Origin of the sequence: Salinibacter ruber DSM 13855, assembly GCF_000013045.1 — a bacterium.
GTDB classification, from domain to species: domain Bacteria; phylum Bacteroidota; class Rhodothermia; order Rhodothermales; family Salinibacteraceae; genus Salinibacter; species Salinibacter ruber.
In genome coordinates, this window is record NC_007677.1 from 1,098,973 (window position 1) to 1,115,785 (window position 16,813).

Consider the following 16,813-nt stretch of genomic DNA (forward strand, 5'->3'; position numbering starts at 1 on the left):
TCCCGTGTGGGGCCTTTGCGGGGGCTGCTCTCGTTGCCGTCAGGCTTGACTGGACGAGATTGGGGACCCGCTTCTAGCGCCTGGGGCGGTCGTGCGTCCAGTCCACGCTTGTCTCGAAAACACAGATAGACTTAACCGAACGCAGACAAGAAGAAAAAGAATTGAGGCCGTCCGTTCCGCCCCGCCGCAGACGTAACCCGCACCGCAAGATACGCGTCGCGTGTGGCTGGATCACGGCGGCACCCTGACCGGGGCAAGAGAGGACGCACGGACCGCTAACTGTGCCGTCTCCCGCGAACTCCGCTGTTGGATATGAGGAGGACGGGAAGAGACACAGCAGCCGTATGCAATTCGGGAAGGGAATCTCTGTCGATTCCAATGTCCCCGTGGGAATAGAAAAACCCGCCTCGGGAGCGACCAAGGCGGGATTCGGAAGGGACAGTACCGGTAGCGTGGGAGGGATTTGAACCCTCGACCTCCGGGTTATGAATCCGACGCTCTAACCAACTGAGCTACCACGCCGCTAAGACCACTGGTTTGTATGCCCGACTGCGCGTCGGGTGTTTCCGGCGTGCGGTGAAAAAGAAGTGGACGGCACCGCGTCCCTGTTTAGTTGAGGTGGTCGACGTGGCGGAGCGTCGCCGGGTCCATGAGGCGGTTGATCTCGTGGCGCAGCACGTCGCGCAGGTGCCAGCCGCTGGGCAGCTCGCCGTCCGAGACCTCCACGAACAGCGTGATGCGTCCCCGCGTGGCCCGGAGGGCATGCTTGTCGGTGTGGGGGGCGTTGGGCCGGTACGCGTGAAATTGGAAACCACGATGAGAGTCCACGGGGCGGAGGGGACGGGTGCACCATTGCGTGTGTGAGGATGCCGCCTCGTTCCACGGGGGCCATGCGGCTGTGTTCGGGGCCCTGTCCATGGGCGGGGGGCCGGTCTGGGGTTGTCCTCGTAGCCCCTGGGTCGTACGTTGTGTGTTCCAGTCATCCCCACACAGACGCCACACGCACGTCCGATGGCCTGGAGTTCTGTTCTCGACCAGGAGCGGGTTGTTCAAACGCTGCGCCGGGCCCTCACCCAGGAGCGGGTGGCCCACGCCTATCTGTTGCACGGGCCCGACGGGGTGGGCAAGCGGGCCGTCGCCTACGAGATGGCCCGGGCCCTGCAGTGTCCCGAACAGGCCGACGAGGCCTGCGACGCGTGCCCGACCTGCCGCAAGACCCGGCGCATGGTCCACCCGGACGTGCACGTCAACCTGCCGCACCCCTGGAGCCAGGAGAAGGACCGTGACGAAGAAGACATGGGAAAGCGGATCCGCCGCCTCGGCGACAACCCGTACGCGGCGATTGACTATGTGCGCCGCCCCTCGCTCGCCGACCCGTCCGAGACGTCGAACCAGCAGGTCTACTACCGCATCGACCAGGTGCGGCAGGACATCATCCAGCCCATGAGCCTGGCGCGGGGGGAAGGGGCGTACAAGGTCAACGTCCTCATCGACGCCGAGAAAATGCGGGAGGAGGCGGCCAACACGTTTCTGAAGCTGCTGGAGGAGCCGCCCCCGCAGACCGTCTTTTTGCTCACGACGAACCGACCCGAGCAGCTGCTGCCCACGATTTTGTCGCGGTGCCAGCAGCTGCGGTTCGACCCGCTCCTGCCGGAGACGATCGAGCAGGCCCTCGTCGACCGTGAGAACATGGCGCCGGACGAGGCCTCGATGCTCTCACGCATGGCGGACGGGTCCTACAGCCGGGCCCTTGAGCTGGCGGAGAACGACGCCCTGATGACCAGCCGCGAGCTGGTGCTCGACTACTTCCGGGCGGCCTACACGCAAAAGGTGGAGTCGCTCGACTCGTGCATTCAAGAACTGAAGAGCCAGGGCCGCGAGCGCGTGAAGAGTGTGCTTCGGCTTATGCTGCGCTGGATGCGCGATCTGCTCTTGTACCGCACGATGGGGGAGGAGGCCCCTCTGGTGAATGTGGACCAAAAGGAGGCCGTGGCCCGCTTCTGCAACAACCTGCCCGACGCCGACCTGGAGGGCATGGTGACGCTCGTGGAGGAGGCGATGGAACTGGCCGAGCGCAACGTGCGCGTCGCGCTGGTCCTCACGGCCCTTGCCCAGGGACTGGCCCGGGCGATGCGTGGGCAGGAGGTTGAGTCGTTGTACGTGCCGCTCTCCGAGGCCGAACGCCTAGCACCCGCCTAGAGTCCGAGTCCACCGACAGGGCGGGCCCGTTGATCCACTCGCCAATTGGCTTCTTGTTGTCATGGGCCGTTCGTTCCGTATTTCTGTGCCGGTGCGCTGGGGGCCGGCGTTTGCGATGGCCCTAGCGGGGCTACTGCTGGGGAGCGCGCTTGCGTCGTCGGCGCGGGCCCAGTCTTCCGACGCGGCCAAGCCGGAGCTTGAGGACGCCCTCGCAGTGGTTGACAGCCTCCGTAGAGCGGGCGCCTTCCCGGCCGCGCAGGAGCGCCTGCAGTCGCTGCGCGAGCAGCACCCCGAACGGGTCCCGGTGCTGTGGCGCCTCGTCTACACCTACGCCGACCTCGGACAGTCCACCGACGAGGAGAACGTGCGGGCGCAGTACTACAACAATGCGCTCAACGTGGCGAAGGCCGGCCTGGCGGCGGACTCGACCAGCGCCCGGGCCCACCTCGCAATGGCGGTGGCCCAGGGGCGGGCGGCCCTGGATGCCGGCACCCGCGAGCGCATCGAACGGTCCCGCGCGGTCAAGCGCCACGCGGACCGGGCCCTCGCCATCGACTCGACGCTCGACGGGGCCTACCACACGCGGGGCCGCTGGCACCGCGAGGTGGAAGACATCGGGTTCGTCCAGCGGGCCATCGTCAAGACCGTGTACGGCGGGCTGCCCGAGTCCTCGATCGACCAGGCCGTGCGGGACTTTCGGCGCGCCCTGGAGCTCCGGGACCGGATTTTCCACCACCTGGAGCTCGGCAAGACCTACCTGCAGATGGACCGGCCGGACGCGGCGCGGCGCGAGCTGCGGGCGGTCCTCGACATGCCGGCCGAGGAGCCCTTCGACCCGCGGTACAAGGACGAGGCCCGCCGGCTGCTCGACGACCTCGACTAGAGGCCATCGGGCGTTTTTACATCGAGCGTTTTTAACAGTGCGTCCGGAACGTCGGCAGGGGCGGTCGATGCCACTTCTGAGCCGTTGCCTGCGTCGCCCAATCGCCCGCCTGCATGCCGTACTCCGCCGAAATTAGCCGTCAGCAGCCCACCGCAATCCTGTTCCTGCTCGACCAGTCGGCGTCGATGCAGGAGCCGTTCGGCGGGGCGGAGAAGACCGGCGACGCCGCCCCCAGCCGGGCCCGCGTGCTGGCCGATACGGTGAACGACCTCCTGCAGAATCTGGTGCTGCGGTGCGCTAAGGAGGAAGGGGTGCGCGACTACTTCCACGTCGGCGTCATCGGCTACGGGCAGCGCGTCCGGCGCCTGGTCCAGCCGACCGAGGAGTACGACCCCGGCACCGGGCTCGTCCCCATCAGTCACCTTGCCGACCGCCCCCAGCGCATGGAGCAGCGGGTGAAGGAGGTGGATGACGGGGACGGCGGCACGACGGAGACGCGGGTCAAAACGCCGATCTGGTTCGATCCGCAGGCCAAGAACGGAACGCCGATGTGCCAGGCGCTCGACCTGGCGGCCCAGTCCGTGCGCGACTGGATCGACCAGCACCCGCACAGCTTCCCGCCCATCGTGCTGAACGTGACCGACGGGGAGGCGACCGATGGCGATCCGCTCCGCTACGCCCAGGAGCTCCGCTCGTTCGCGACCGACGACGGGGAGGTGCTGCTCTTCAATATCCACCTGTCCGCCTCGGAGGAGGCGCCGGTGGAGCTGCCCTCGGCCGCCGACGAGGTGCCAACGGACGACGAGTACGCCGAGGTGCTGTTTCAGATGTCGAGCCGCCTGCCGTTCTCCATGCGGTCCGCCGCCGAGCAGGAGGGCTACAGCGTGACGCTCGACACGCGCGGGTTCGTCTTCAACGCCGACCCGGTCTCGCTCGTCACATTCCTGGAAATCGGCACGCGGCCGAGCAACTTGCGGTAAGGGAGGCACGGTTTCGTCCAGTCCATGCATCGATGAGGAGCGTCCATGAGCGCGACCGCAGGGCCCGATTCGTCGGGGGGAGACGCGTCTGCGGTGGACGCCCGTATCTGGGCCGTGTCGAAGGGCGATGCGAGCGCAGACGCGTACGAGGACGCGGCGCATGTCCGGGCCGAGGCGTGGCCGGTCCGGGCCGCTGTGGCCGATGGGGCGACGGAATCGGCCTTCGCCGGGGCGTGGGCCGAGCGCCTGGCGTGCGGCGTGGTGGAGGAGGACGCAACCACCCCCGAGGCCCTGCGCCGGGCCGTCCCGGCGTGGCAGGCGGCGTGGCGGGACGCGGTCCGTGAGCGCGCCGCAGGGCGCCCCTGGTATGTGGAGGCCAAGGCGGAGGAGGGCGCCTTCGCCACGCTGCTGGGCCTGTCGCTGCGGGCCGGGGGGCAGTGGCGGGCCGTGGGCGTCGGGGACTGCTGCCTCTTTCGGGTGCGAGACGAAGCCCTCGTGCGGAGCTGGCCCTTCGACGCGGGCGAGACCTTCACGAATCGTCCCGCCCTCGTCCCCAGCCGTCCGAGTCAAACGCCGCCCACGCCCGAGGCCGCCTCGGGAGAATGGCGCGCGGGCGATACCTTTGTGCTGGCCACCGACGCCGTCGCCGCCTGGCTCCTGAATTCGGAGGCCCCCGTCGGGCCCGCGACGGTCGGGGCGTGGAACGAGGAGCAGTTTCGGCGGGCCGTAGAGCAGGGGCGTACCGAGAACACGCTCCGCAACGACGACGCCACGCTCCTCGTCGCACACGTGACCGAACCACCGTCTCCAGGCCCGGAGACGGCGGCACCGCCCATGAACCAATCGTAGGGACGAGACGCCCCGTCATGTCCAGCTATCCCACCCCGAGCGAGTACCAGGAGGCCCTCCAGGCCCCCGCCGTGGCGTTTGCGGACCCTGAGCTCCAGGACAGTACGCCCCGCACCAACGCGCTCGGCCTGCCGCAGCCCATCACCGGGTCGTTCGCCGCCGTCTTCCCGGTGACGACGGACCCAGGGGGGCGGTACGCGGTCAAGTGCTTTTTGTCGGAGAGGCCCGCCCAGCACGCCCGGTACGAGGCCGTTGCCGAGGCCCTGGACGCGGTCGACCACGATGCGTTCGTCGAGTTTGCGTATCAGCCGGAGGGCATCTCGGTGCGAGGGGACGCGTATCCATTGCTCAAAATGGAGTGGACCGGGGGCACCACCCTGAACCGGTTCGTGGAGGACCACCTCGACCGGCCCGATGTGGTCGATCGCTTGGTGGAGGCCTGGGCCCGCCTGATGGCAGACCTGGAAGACATGGATCTGGCCCACGGCGACCTTCAGCACGGGAATGTACTGGTGGAAACGGCGGGCGAGGCACTGCGCCTTCGCCTCGTCGACTACGATACCATGTATGTGCCGGCGCTGGAGGGGCGGGCGAGCGCGGAGGTGGGGCACCGCAATTACCAGCATCCCGACCGCACCGACGCCGACTTTGGGCCCGCCCTGGACCGGTTTTCCGGGCTCGTCGTCTACGCCGCCCTGCGGGCCTGCGCCGTCCGGCCCGAGCTGTGGGATGAGTACGACACGGGGGAGAACCTGCTCTTCCGCGACGCCGACTTCTACGCCCCCGAAGAGTCGCCCCTCTTCGACGCCCTGGCCGAGACCGAGTCCCTCCGGGCGCTGACGGACGCGCTGCGGACGGCCTGCTACGTGGAGCCCGCCGACGTGCCGCCCCTGGCGGACGTACGGGAGGGGCGGCTGGAGCCAAGTCAGGTCTCGGTCTCCCGGTCCCGGGCGCGGCAGGGGCGCGACGCGGCGGAGCGGAGCACGGTGGCCCGCGCCTTCCTGCCCGCGACGATCGGGGGCGGAGGGGTCGCTCTTGGGCTGGCCGCAGCGGGGGGGGGCCTCACTGCCGCCGCGGTGCTGCTGGTCGGCATCGGCGTGGGGGCGGGGATCGTCGCGACGCGGTACCGGCGTCTCTCCCTCGTCCGGCGCCGGCGCCGACTGGAGCAGGAGGCCGACCGCTTCGCGTCCACGATCCGGGAGCTCGACCGGGAGCTCGAGAGCCTCCAGAAGAAGCGCGCGGAGTTGCGCACGTCGATGGACGAGCGGCGGCAGGAGCGCCTGCGGGAGATTCAGGCGAAGGCGCTCCACGACCGCCTGAAGCACCACTTTGTCAGGGAGGTGCGGGACATCGACGGGCTCACCCACAAGCACGTCGTGCGGCTGAAGGCCGCCAACCTCCGTACCGCCTCGGAGGTCACGCCCGAGGCAGTCGAGGACGTGCGCCGCATCAGCGACCGGGCCCGCGCCCGGCTTAAGATGTGGCGGGCGGCGCTGGAGGAAAAGTACGCCGACGAGATTCCGGATGCCCTGTCCCCGGCCCAGGAGCGACGCCTGCAACGCTACATCGAGCACCGGATCGATGATCTCGACGACCAGATCGGCCGCACCCGCGAGAAGATACAGACGCAGCGGACAGAGCGCGAGCGCATCGAGGATCGGCTCGACGAGATGCCGGACCTGAGCATCGGGCGCTACGTGCGCTACCTGCTTCGGATCGACACGCTGCCGGACCGGACGGAGGAGCCCCCCGCGCCCGCGCCGCGCCCCGGTCCCGAGTCGTCCACCGATCGTGTGCCGGTCCCAGAGCCGGTTGACGAGGACCGCTCGTGGTGGGAGCGTGCGTGAGGGGCTCGTTAAGAGGGCAGTTCCCCGAGACTACTCATCCTCGTCCCAGAGGTCTTCCAGGTCGTCGATCGTCGTATCCGACGGTTCCTCCTCGGGGGTGTCGTCGCCGCGCACGAGGGCGAGGATGGCGTTGTGTTGGACGATCATGTAGTTCGTCTCCTCGTAGCGCAGGTCGATCGCCTCATTGCCCATAAAGAAGGCGTAGTCGCCCGGGTCGGCCTGGAGCGGCAGGTACCGGACGGGCGTTTCGGACTCCTTCCAGGTTTCGCTCTCGCTGTACTCGGGATTCTGGGTGAGATAGCCCGGGCCGGTTTTGACGACCCGTCCGCTCACCACTTCTCCCTGTTGGGATACCGACGCGGGCAGCACAAGACCGGTGTCCGTTTTGTCTTCGCCAGTCTGTGGCTCGATGAGAACGCGATCGCCGACGACAATCAGGTCCGCCATAAACATGAGCGTGAACTCGTAGAGAGAACGGGGAACGGAGCAAAAAAGACGGCAGGCCTAACGTGGCCGTCGACCGCAGGTTCATGCTCCCGCTCGGTTTGCACAAAAACCATACGCATCCTTGGTGCCGGGCCCGGACGAACTCAGGCGCCCTGGACTAAACGAACTGAAATACAGCGTAGACGAGAAGACTCACGACGCCCGCAGCAATGGCCATCAGCCGGATCGTGCGGTCAATCGGGTTCTCCATGGTGGGGGTGGAGGGACCAGAAGTGGTGAAAAAAATATGTTCAGCGGATCCAAACGTACAAGATCGTCTCGTTTATTCAAACTGGGTGCACTGGAAGTTCATGGCTTCTTTTGAAGGCCGTTGCGGCTCGCAGGACGACCCTGGTAGGGTGTGGAGGGCGGTGGAGGCGCCTACAGGGCGTTAAAGTGGGCATGACTGCACGGTGCCCCTTATTCCGAAGGATGGGGGCGTGCCGCCGCGTCCACGTACCAGAGCAGCGCGGCCCGGGGGGCCACCTGGGCGGCCGGCAGCGACGAATCCTCTTGGTCGAGCACGCGGGCGAGAGCGTCTTCCTTCCTCGCGCCGGCCACGAGAAAAACGGCCCGCCGGGCGCCGTTGAGCGCCGGCAGGGTGCACGTGAGGCGGCGGGGAATCTCGTGGCGGGGCGGAGCGGTCACGGGGCGGACCCACGCCTCGTCGGTGCGGCGCTGCTCGGGCGTGCCGGTTTCGGGGAAGAGGGAGGCCGTGTGCCCGTCGCCCCCGAGGCCGAGAAGGACCGTGTCGAATGTCGTGGAGCGGTCGGAGAACTGGTGCCGGAGCGTCTCCGCGTAGGCCGCGGCGGCCGCGTCGGGGGAGTCCAGGTGGGTTGGCATCGGGTGCACCTGGTCGGGCGGGATGGGGACGGCCTCAACAAGTGCATCATTCGCCATGCGGGCGTTGCTGTCCGGATGGTCGAGCGGGACGAACCGCTCGTCGCCCCAGAACAGATGGATTTGGGACCAGGGCAGCGCCCCCTCGGCCTCCGCCGCAAGCAGTTCGTAGAGGCGCCGCGGCGTGCTCCCGCCCGCCAGGGCGAGGGCGTAGTGGTCTTGTGCACGGAGGGTCTCCTGGATGTCGGCCGTCAGGTCCCGGGCCGCCGCCCGGCTCAGGGCTTCGAGGTCGGGAAACCGGCGAATGGCAGACGAGGGCGATGGGGGCATGCGGGCACGTGGGTTTGGAACAAGGGCCGGATCCGTGCGGTGGCGTGGCGGTGGTAGGCCGCCGTCGGCCCGGACGAGCATGGCATTGGGACCGGCCTACGCCGGCTGCAGGCTGGGCTGGGGCGAGGTCGGCAGGGTGAAATAAAACGTGGAGCCCTCCTCGGGAGCGCTCTCGACGTGAAGTTCGCGATCGTGGGCGGCGAGGATGTGCTTTACGATGGCGAGTCCCAGTCCGGTGCCCCCCTGGTTGCGAGACCGGCTCTTGTCCACGCGGTAGAAGCGCTCGGTGAGGCGGGGAAGGTGGTCCGGTGAGATGCCGATGCCGTCGTCCACGACCCGGATCACGACCTCGTCGTTCTGGCTCTCGGCCTCCAGCTGGACGGTACCGCCGTCCTGGTTGTACTTGATGGCGTTGTCCACCAGGTTCACGAGGACCCGACGGAGACGGTCGAAGTCGCCGTAGATCTGGGGAAGGTCCGGTGCGACTCGTTGCCGGGGCATAATGCCCTTCTCCTCGGCCCGAATTTCGACCGACTCGATCGCGGCGTCGAACAGCTCCGCCACGTTGAACGCCTCGTTTGACATGTCGAGCTCGTCCGTCTCGATCTTGGTAATGGTCGAGAGGTCGCGGGCGAGGCTGTCGAGGCGGTTGGCGTGGTGGAGGATTTTTTTGAGGAACGTGCGGTTCACCGACTCGTCGTCGAGGGCGCCGTCCAGCAATGTCTCAGCGAAGCCCTGGACGGAAAAGATCGGTGTTTTGAGCTCGTGGGACACGTTTCCGATAAACTCGCGCCGGTAGCTTTCCATCTCCTTGAGCTCCTGGATTTCGGTTTCCAGGCTCTGGCCGGTGCGGTAGACCTCCCAGAGAAGCGTGCTCAGCTCGTCGCCGTGGGGGCCGGAGGGCGGCGTCTCGGCGGCAAACTCGTGGGTGCGGATCTCGTGCAGGACCCCCTGGAGGTGGCGGAGGCGGCGGTGGAGCCAGACGTGACTCGCGGCGTAGACGAGGACGGCAGTGCCCAGTCCGAGCAGGGCGGCGCTCCCGCCGGAGGCGCTCGACACGGCCACTGCTCCCAGCCCGGCGATGAGGCCCGCCGTGGCTCCAAGCTTCAGGCCCAGGCGGCTCACGAACGGGGGGAGCCGGGGAACAAATGACACGGGCTCTGCGGGGTTATCAGAAACTCAACATGCGATTGGATCGGGTCATACTTTCTTGCCCCAGCCGCGCGTTCCACTGTCCAGGGGGCGGAGGCGTTAACAAACCGAAAACCGTCCCCGGCGAGGCGCTACGGGGCGCTGGGGAGGCCCGCCTCGTCGTCGAGGGCGGGCAGGCGGTCGAGGAGCGAGGAGAGGGGCGGATCGTGCGTCTCTGCAAATAGCTCGAACGACACGCGATCACCGATGGTGTCGAGGGGCCGATGCTCCTCGATAACGGGGCGGTAGGTCTCGTAGCAGTGGAGGGCCTCGCGCCCCGTTTCCAGGTCCTCGTCCCGAATGGGTACCTGGCAGTCAATGAGCGTTGGGGGGGAGTGCGTGAGGTGGGGCGGTCGGTCTGCGTCGTCGGCGGGGGAGAGGGTGTAAAACGCAAGCCGGCGAGGGGCGGTGGCCCCGTCGCGGCGAAGGGCGCACACCGCGCGCTTCACGACGGCGTGGGCCACGAGATGGTCGGGGTGTCCACTAATCCCGTGGACGGGGTACGTGACGACCACGTCCGGTTCGTGGGCGTGGATGTGGGCGGTCACCTCGTCCTCCAGCACCAGCGGATTGAGCTCGGCGAGCCCTCCGTCCGGGTATTCCAGGACGGTCAGGGAGCTAAGGTCCAGGGTGGCCGCCACGCCCTGCATCTCCTCGTAGCGTGCCGCCGCCATGTCCGCCTTCGAGTACCCGAGGCGCTCCCGTTGCGACGTGGCCTCGCCCCGCGTGAGGGTGAGCAGGTGCACCTCGTGCCCCGTGCGGCGCTGCTGGGCGAGGGCGGGCACCGGGCCAAAACACTCGTCGTCGGGGTGGGGGAAGACGTACAGCAGAGAGGCCATCGGGGGGCGGAGGCGTTTCGAAAGGCAATACACGTCCTCCTATGCACGAGCCGCCCGCGTGGTCGCCGCGAGGGCCGCGCGGATTGTACCAGGAAGGGGGAGGCCTCTTAATCGGCGTCCCCATCCTCCTCAATGACCTCGTGGAACACGGTCTGGCCCGTCTCCAGCATCCGGCGCGCGTAGGGGTGACAGAGCTGGCAGTTTTCGCCGAAGGTGACGTGGGCCTGCAGCTCGCCGATGGAGTCCGCCCCTGTGTCCTCCGCCACGGCCTTCAGGGCCGCGAACGTCTGCTCGTAGCAGTAGCAGCGGTCGATGGTCATTGTGGAGGGGACGCGAATGAGAAAGAACTACCGGGTTGCCGAGGGAGTCGGGGCCGGCTCGCGCCGCCAGGCCGTCTCTCGATGAGAGCGATCGATCGCGGCGTGGAAGCGGTCCGGGTGGAGGATCTCGGCCAGAATGTCCAGGGAGGCCGCCAGCCGGGGGCCGGGCCGATTGAAAAAGTGGTTGCCATCGGCACGGTACACGTGGCCCGCCTGCACGGCGCGGAGGGCGGCCCACCGGTTGTCGTTTCGGAGAACGTCCATCTCCGCATCGGTCCGGGACAGGCCGAACCCACACGCCATTACGACGATGCGGTCCGGGTCGGCCTTGTGCAGGGCGTCGAGGTCGCCGCGGCGACGGGCAAAGACCGGCGTCCCGCCCGCCGCCTCTAGAAGCGTCGGGACCCAGCCCCCGGCCCCCATCAGCGGATCGATCCACTCCAGGGCCGCGACCGTAGGGCGGTCGGTCGCGTCGGCGGGCGCCACTGCGTTCGAGGTCGCCTGCATCCGGTCGCGCATCCGGCGCACGAGCCGGTCGCCGCGGGCCGGGCAGCCGAGCGCCCCGGCCACGCGTCGGATGTCGTCGCGCACGTCCGCCAGGGACCGGGGCTCCAGGGCGACGACCGTCGGGCTGCCCTCGATGCGGTCGGCCACCGCCTGCTCGACCGTTGGGAGGGACACGGCGCACACCTCGCACTGTGACTGGGTGAGGATGAGGTCCGGGCGCAGGGCGTTCAGCCGCTCCACGTCCACGTCGTAGACCGACATCGCCTCGTCCAGCAGGGCGCGCACCTGATCGTCAATCTCCCGGCTCGACCCTTCCAGCGGCACCTTTGGGGCGGTGAGGGCGGGCAGCGCCTCTACCCCGGGCGGGTGGTCGCACTCGTGCGAGCGGCCCACCAGGTCGTCCCCGTGGCCGAGGGCGGCCACGATCTCGGTGGCGCTGGGAATGAGGGACACAATGCGGGGCATGGGGAAGAGGAGTAGTGAGGATTACGCCGAGGCGGGGGCCGGGTCCACCCGGAGGGCCGGCACCACCCGCTTCAGCAGGGCCACTCCGCCAAACAAGAGGCCCACGTACGCGGCATTGCCCGCGAGGCTGTTGGCGAGGTACGGGAGGCCGGCGACGTAGCAGGCCCAGAGGCCGGCGGCCGTCGGCGGGTAGGTGTCGAACAGCCACCACATTCCGAAATTGGTGACCAGGAAGAACAGCAGCGACCCGGCCACGGTAGCCCCGACGACGCGCCCCACGCTCCGCTCCGACCGAAGCCCGAAGCCGAGCACGCCGATGGCCGCGAAGCCGCCGTAGACAAACGGCACGAGCGCGTGGAAGCCGATCACGAGGTCGCCCAGCAGCAGGGCCCCGAGCGACACGCGGAGGCCCACCCACCGGTTCGCAAAGTGCGCCCCGCCAAAGAGCGCCAGCGCGGCGATGGGCGTGACGTTGTGCGGGTGCGGGGCGATGCGGGCGGCCGCAGCGAGCAGGACGATGCCGGTGAGAACGGCGAAGCGGATGAGACGATCGCGAGACGTCATAGGAGCCTAGATGTTTGCCGGTAGAAACGGAGGCGCACGAGAACGCGCAGAGGCCCTACTGCCGGTCGCCGAGGAAGGTGATGTGTCCCGGAGAGTTCCCGGTCTCGAAGCGTGTGACTTCGTTCCCTTGTCGATCCAGAACGAGCGCCGTACCATTCGCACTGAAAAGTGGAAACCCACCTGCACCAACGGGCAGACGGGTCACGTACAGGTCCTGAGTCACGTCGTCGTACCCAACCGCAGTGATACCGATCAGCCCATCGTCCTGCGGGATCTCGAGGGTCGCGTCGAGCGCATTGGCGTTGGTATCGATCCGGAAGATCTCTCCCGTTCCGTTCCCTCCGAATGCCTGGCTCCCGCTAATGGTGTACAGCTCTTCGGCCCCCTCCGAGTAATACGCTGACTGCGACCCGTTCGCCGAACCAATGGGGGCACCAAGCTCCACGCGGTCTTTGATCGTTTCCTCGATCGGGCTCAAGAACAGCACTTCGGAAGCCTGTTCGCCTCCACCCTGACAGACCACCGCCACCTCGTTCTCATCGTCCACGAATACACTCTTCGGATTGGCGCAGTCGGGGAGAGACAGCGTGGTGTTTACGGTGTCGGCGCCCGCATCGAGGACAGAGAGAGTCCCGTCCGCAGAGTTGGCTACAAACGCCTTCCTGGCAACCGCGGCAATTCCCTCCGGCGACCGACCAACGTCAACCCGTTTCGTGACCGAGTCGGCTTCCAGGTCCACCACCGATACGGTGCTCGTATCAGGGACGAAGTTCGATGGAGCGTCATCCAGATCGCGACTTAGGTTGGTGACATAACCCTTATTCTCTTCGGGGAAGGCAATCCGTCGCGGTGAGCGCTGCAGATTTGTGATCTGATCCACTGGACCGAGCTGCTCAGTATCGAACGTCGTAATCTTGCCTGCATTATCGGAGGTTGTATTGTCGACGACGAAGAGACGACCGTTGTGCTGAGCCAGGCTGTTGATAAAGGCCACTTCGATGTCCTTGAGGGTGGCCGTAGAGGCGGTGGGGTTGTAAAGCGTAAGGGAGCCGTCCTGGGCACTGAAGTTGCCCGAATTGGCGATCACCACGTCCGTCGTCACGCGGCGGCCCTCGTCGTCATTCGAGCCAAAGAGGTCGCAGCCCGTGAGCGACAGGGCAGCGACGGCCAGGAATGCGATCCAGACGGCGGGGCGGCGCAGCCGCGCATTCGGAAGGGACGGGAGAACGGAAGACGAGGAAGAAGAACGCATCGTCGATAGAGGTCAGGAAGAGGGAAAGGAAAAGCGAAGTCGAAGGGTGGCGTGGCGGGGGGGCATGGGGTAGAGCCGCACGATTTCGTAGCGGCGGTCGAGCACATTTTTGACCTGCGCCTCCAGGGCGAGTCGGCCCGCATCGAAGGCCCACTCGTAGGCGGCCCGGACGTCAACCGTCTGGTACGGTGCGAGCGACCTTGATTCGTCGGCAGAGTAGAAGCGAGGGCCTACGAGCCGGCCCGTCGCGGAGACGGACAGTCCTCGCCATTCCGCACGGCCCCACAATTTCCACGTCTGTCGGGGGACGTAGGGCAGTTGCGCCCCGTAGGCCGGCGAGTCGGGGTTTGCCCGGTTTTCGGCTTCGGTGTGGGTGAAGTGGCTGCCGCCGGACAGGGACAAATTCGAACGCAGTTGTTGCCGTCCCCGCACGCTCAGCTCCAGCCCCCGGCTGTGGACGTGGGACACGTTGGACGGGCTCCACACCTGCACGCCGTTCGACACGTAGCTGGGCCGCCACACAATCTTGTCGGTCAGGCGCGTGGCAAAGGCGGTGGCCTCCACCGTGAGGAGGGCGTCGGGGCGCGCGAGACGGAAGGACACGCCGCCCTCCGTGGTCCAGCCGTCTTCGGGCTGAAGCCCAGGGGTCCCCCCCGGCTCGTAGTAGCGCTCGTTGAAGGTAGGGTAGCGGAAGGCGCGTCCCACGAGGCCGCGGAGCGTAAGGCCGACATCGTCGAACGGGCGCAGGCGGACGCCCAGACGAGGACTCGGCACGACCGTGGGCTCGCCGTTCGCCCCGATGGCGTCGAGCCGCACCGCCGGCTGAAGCTCAAACGGAGCGAGGGAGAGGGTCGCGTCCACGAACGTGGCTCCGGACACCCGGTCAACCCCTCCGTCCAGCGAGGCGTGATCGTAGCCGACCGTGGTGCCTGCCGTGATCGACCCGAGGGACGAGAGGGGATAGCGCAGCTCGGCGTCCGCGTCCGTGGCCGTCGTGAGGGTCGTGCGGTCGGTCTGGGTCGGGGGGTTGCGGTAGCGCAGGCGGGAGCGCTGTCCCTGTGCCGAGAGCTCGAGGGTGCCCGCCCCGAGGGGCAGGGTGCCCTCCGTCCACACCCGCCCCAGCTCGTCCCACTGACGAGCCCCCCCGCTGCGTGCGCTAGCCGGTCCCGGAAGGCCCCGCCGCGCCTTCGTCCACCACCCGGACAGGCGCCACCGCTGCGCGTCCCCCCGCCACGTTCCCCGTCCGAAGAGGGTCATCGTGCGGGCGCCGGCTCCGTTCCGCCGCAGCGTCTGCGTGGGCACCAGAAACGAGTTGCGGTACTGAAAGTCGCCGTCCGTGCGGTAGTAGCGCCCCGCCACCAGTCCGGACCAGGCGCCCCGCCCGCCCGACGCGAGGGCCGACACGTGCCGCTCGTCGTACGCGCCGCCGCCGCCCGCCACGCGGAAGAGCGGATCGGTCTGTGGGCGCAACGTGCGAAGGTGAACGGTGCCGCCCAGGCTCCCGGAGCCGTGCCGGGCCGACCCGGCTCCGTGCTGCACCTCCACCGACTCGATCAGCAGGGTGGGAAGCAGCGACAGGTCCACCTGGCCCGTCTGCGGGTTCGCAACGCGCAGGCCGTCGAGCAGGACCTGTGTCTGCGTGCCGCCCATGCCCCGCATCGAGAGGGTGGCGAGGCCCGTGCTCCCGTACTGCTTGACAAACGCCCCGGAGCGCATCGACAGGAGGTCGGCCACCGACTGCGCGCCGCTCGCGGCCACGGCGTCCGCGTCGAGGGTCGTGACGTGGGCGGCCGCCGGGATGGAGGCGGCGCGGTCCAGAACCCCTTCCACCGTCACCTCGGGGAGGATCACGGACATTGCGATGGACGAGTCCGGCGGTTCCGAGACGACCGGGGGGCGCCGCGTCGTGTCGACGGGCGCGGGTGCCTGGGCCCATCCGGGGACGGGCAGCAGGAACGCCGAAGCGATAAGCAAGACGAGTGCAGCCATAGAAAAAGCCCTCACCTCAGTACAGAGGCGCGGGCGGCTGCACGGGGCCCACGAAGGACGCCCCCACGTCCGCGACAGGAGGGACGGACGGGGCAGGATCGGCGTCCGCTACGGAGGGGACGCACGGAAGAACGGGGCCATGATCGGGGCAAGCGCGCCACAAGCCTCTGGTCCCGGAGGTTGTTGGCGGTGAGAGAATCCGCGATGGCGGTCGGGATCCTCGTCACGCACACAGGCAGGTCTCCTGGCTCGTCGAACCCACGGGCCGTCCAAGCGATCGGCGGCCCACGGTCGACGGAAGCGCTCGGCGGCTCCCCTTCCCGCCACGACGAGCCGTCCCGACGATGGTTGTCGGGGTCACTCGGTCGGGCAGTGGCGAACCGCCTCCAGCGCGCGTCCGTCGTTCGATTCACAGTTGCGGGTACAGCCCCAGACTGGCCGTGGCGGAGGACGGAAGCGCAGTCGTCAAGACGAACTGAGCGCTTCGGCGTGCGCCAGGGCGGCACTGGTGTTCCCTTTTCATCCCGCCCGGCGGGCGCCGGGCGAGAACCTGTGACGTGTGTGAAAGAACGGGTCTCAAATACAATCCCAATGTAGACGCTCGGCGCGGCAAAGCACAATCCCTTCATGGGATCTTTCGTGTACGCGCCCAGGGCGCGAAAGGCGTCACTGACCGCGGAGGCGGCGGGCCAGTTTCGCGGTGCGTGCCGCATCGTTCGGGAGGGAGGCGTCGTCGTCGGGGGCCTCAAGGGGGCCAGGGGCTGTGCCGTCCAGTGGGGAGAGCCCGCTGGACTCGTCGTGATCCGCGATCCAGGCCTCGCTGGTGACGATTGTTTCCAGGTTCTGCACCCGCTCCTGCAGGGCATCCCGTTCCGCCTCCAGGCGAGCGAGGCGGTCCTGTAGTCCGTCGATCCGGTCCTCAACCTCACGCGTGGAGCTGCCCAGTTCCCGGTGCTTGGTCTTGAATTTAAGCCACTCCTTGTACCCGGCGAGGGCAATGCCCAAAATGGGGGTGGCGAAGACCATGACGACCGCAACCAGGGGAATGAGAGACATGGGCATGGCGCCGGGTTTGAATCGTTGAAATAGCATAATCATACGCCGACGCCTTCATTCCTGTTGCACAGAGGGCAGTAGGCGAGGAGGGGCGCCGAACGAACGTGCCTGGGGACCGAAGGGGCGGACACTTGATTTCGAGGAGTGCCCGCTTCACTTTTGGGAATGGAAAACAAAACGGGCACATCCGCCCCCCCACCAACTGCGTTCCTCGTT

16 protein-coding genes, 1 tRNA gene and 1 riboswitch are annotated in these 16,813 nt (G+C 67.8%); of the genes, 5 read left to right on the plus strand and 12 right to left on the minus strand.

What is annotated here, in order from left to right; genetic code table 11:
• Nucleotides 1-448 precede the first annotated feature (448 nt).
• A tRNA-Met gene (locus SRU_RS04520) sits at nt 449-522 on the minus strand.
• 87 nt (nt 523-609) lie between these two features.
• Nucleotides 610-828: a hypothetical protein gene (locus SRU_RS04525; protein ID WP_043552080.1), complete on the minus strand. Its 219-nt coding sequence runs from the start codon at nt 826-828 to the stop codon at nt 610-612.
• 183 nt (nt 829-1,011) lie between these two features.
• On the opposite strand from SRU_RS04525, the gene SRU_RS04530 reads away from it, so the two are divergent.
• The 5 genes from SRU_RS04530 to SRU_RS04550 all read left to right on the plus strand — a co-directional run bounded on the left by SRU_RS04530 (nt 1,012) and on the right by SRU_RS04550 (nt 6,758).
• Nucleotides 1,012-2,199 carry an ATP-binding protein gene (locus SRU_RS04530; RefSeq protein WP_011403619.1) on the plus strand — a complete coding sequence of 396 codons (1,188 nt, stop codon included), beginning with the start codon at nt 1,012-1,014 and terminating at the stop codon, nt 2,197-2,199.
• Nucleotides 2,200-2,260: 61 nt separating this feature from the next.
• Nucleotides 2,261-3,082 (plus strand): tetratricopeptide repeat protein, encoded by an 822-nt coding sequence (locus tag SRU_RS04535; RefSeq protein WP_164923526.1) that lies wholly within the window; start codon nt 2,261-2,263, stop codon nt 3,080-3,082.
• Between the two features lie 113 nt (nt 3,083-3,195).
• A complete protein-coding gene (locus SRU_RS04540; RefSeq protein ID WP_103016583.1) occupies nt 3,196-4,062 on the plus strand; it encodes a vWA domain-containing protein in 867 nt (288 codons plus the stop codon).
• A 45-nt stretch (nt 4,063-4,107) separates the two neighbouring features.
• Entirely contained in the window at nt 4,108-4,911 is an 804-nt protein-coding gene (locus SRU_RS04545; RefSeq protein ID WP_011403622.1) for a protein phosphatase 2C domain-containing protein, read from the plus strand.
• A 17-nt stretch (nt 4,912-4,928) separates the two neighbouring features.
• Complete coding sequence (locus tag SRU_RS04550) at nt 4,929-6,758, plus strand: hypothetical protein (protein WP_011403623.1); 1,830 nt, start codon at nt 4,929-4,931, stop codon at nt 6,756-6,758.
• 30 nt (nt 6,759-6,788) lie between these two features.
• Here the strand turns inward: SRU_RS04550 and SRU_RS04555 are convergent, their stop codons facing one another.
• The 10 genes from SRU_RS04555 to SRU_RS04600 form a co-directional block, all read right to left on the minus strand.
• Nucleotides 6,789-7,205 carry a co-chaperone GroES gene (locus tag SRU_RS04555; protein ID WP_103017888.1) on the minus strand — a complete coding sequence of 139 codons (417 nt, stop codon included), beginning with the start codon at nt 7,203-7,205 and terminating at the stop codon, nt 6,789-6,791.
• Nucleotides 7,206-7,664: 459 nt separating this feature from the next.
• The gene (gene pgl / locus SRU_RS04560) at nt 7,665-8,414 is read right to left on the minus strand and encodes a 6-phosphogluconolactonase (protein ID WP_237701953.1); all 750 of its coding nucleotides are present in this window, start codon (nt 8,412-8,414) and stop codon (nt 7,665-7,667) included.
• A 96-nt stretch (nt 8,415-8,510) separates the two neighbouring features.
• Entirely contained in the window at nt 8,511-9,569 is a 1,059-nt protein-coding gene (locus SRU_RS04565; RefSeq protein ID WP_013061460.1) for a sensor histidine kinase, read from the minus strand.
• 128 nt (nt 9,570-9,697) lie between these two features.
• The gene (locus SRU_RS04570) at nt 9,698-10,444 is read right to left on the minus strand and encodes a PIG-L deacetylase family protein (protein WP_011403628.1); all 747 of its coding nucleotides are present in this window, start codon (nt 10,442-10,444) and stop codon (nt 9,698-9,700) included.
• 107 nt (nt 10,445-10,551) lie between these two features.
• Nucleotides 10,552-10,764 carry a (2Fe-2S)-binding protein gene (locus SRU_RS04575; protein ID WP_011403629.1) on the minus strand — a complete coding sequence of 71 codons (213 nt, stop codon included), beginning with the start codon at nt 10,762-10,764 and terminating at the stop codon, nt 10,552-10,554.
• A gap of 27 nt (nt 10,765-10,791) precedes the next feature.
• The gene (locus tag SRU_RS04580) at nt 10,792-11,736 is read right to left on the minus strand and encodes a cobalamin-binding protein (RefSeq protein WP_011403630.1); all 945 of its coding nucleotides are present in this window, start codon (nt 11,734-11,736) and stop codon (nt 10,792-10,794) included.
• A 21-nt stretch (nt 11,737-11,757) separates the two neighbouring features.
• The gene (locus SRU_RS04585) at nt 11,758-12,300 is read right to left on the minus strand and encodes a DUF6580 family putative transport protein (RefSeq protein WP_011403631.1); all 543 of its coding nucleotides are present in this window, start codon (nt 12,298-12,300) and stop codon (nt 11,758-11,760) included.
• Nucleotides 12,301-12,355: 55 nt separating this feature from the next.
• Complete coding sequence (locus SRU_RS04590) at nt 12,356-13,552, minus strand: YncE family protein (protein WP_011403632.1); 1,197 nt, start codon at nt 13,550-13,552, stop codon at nt 12,356-12,358.
• 12 nt (nt 13,553-13,564) lie between these two features.
• Nucleotides 13,565-15,541, minus strand: coding sequence for a TonB-dependent receptor plug domain-containing protein (locus SRU_RS04595; protein WP_011403633.1), 1,977 nt, complete (start codon nt 15,539-15,541; stop codon nt 13,565-13,567).
• Between the two features lie 217 nt (nt 15,542-15,758).
• Nucleotides 15,759-16,109: riboswitch (cobalamin riboswitch) on the minus strand.
• A gap of 98 nt (nt 16,110-16,207) precedes the next feature.
• A complete protein-coding gene (locus SRU_RS04600; protein ID WP_011403634.1) occupies nt 16,208-16,603 on the minus strand; it encodes a hypothetical protein in 396 nt (131 codons plus the stop codon).
• Nucleotides 16,604-16,813: the final 210 nt, after the last annotated feature.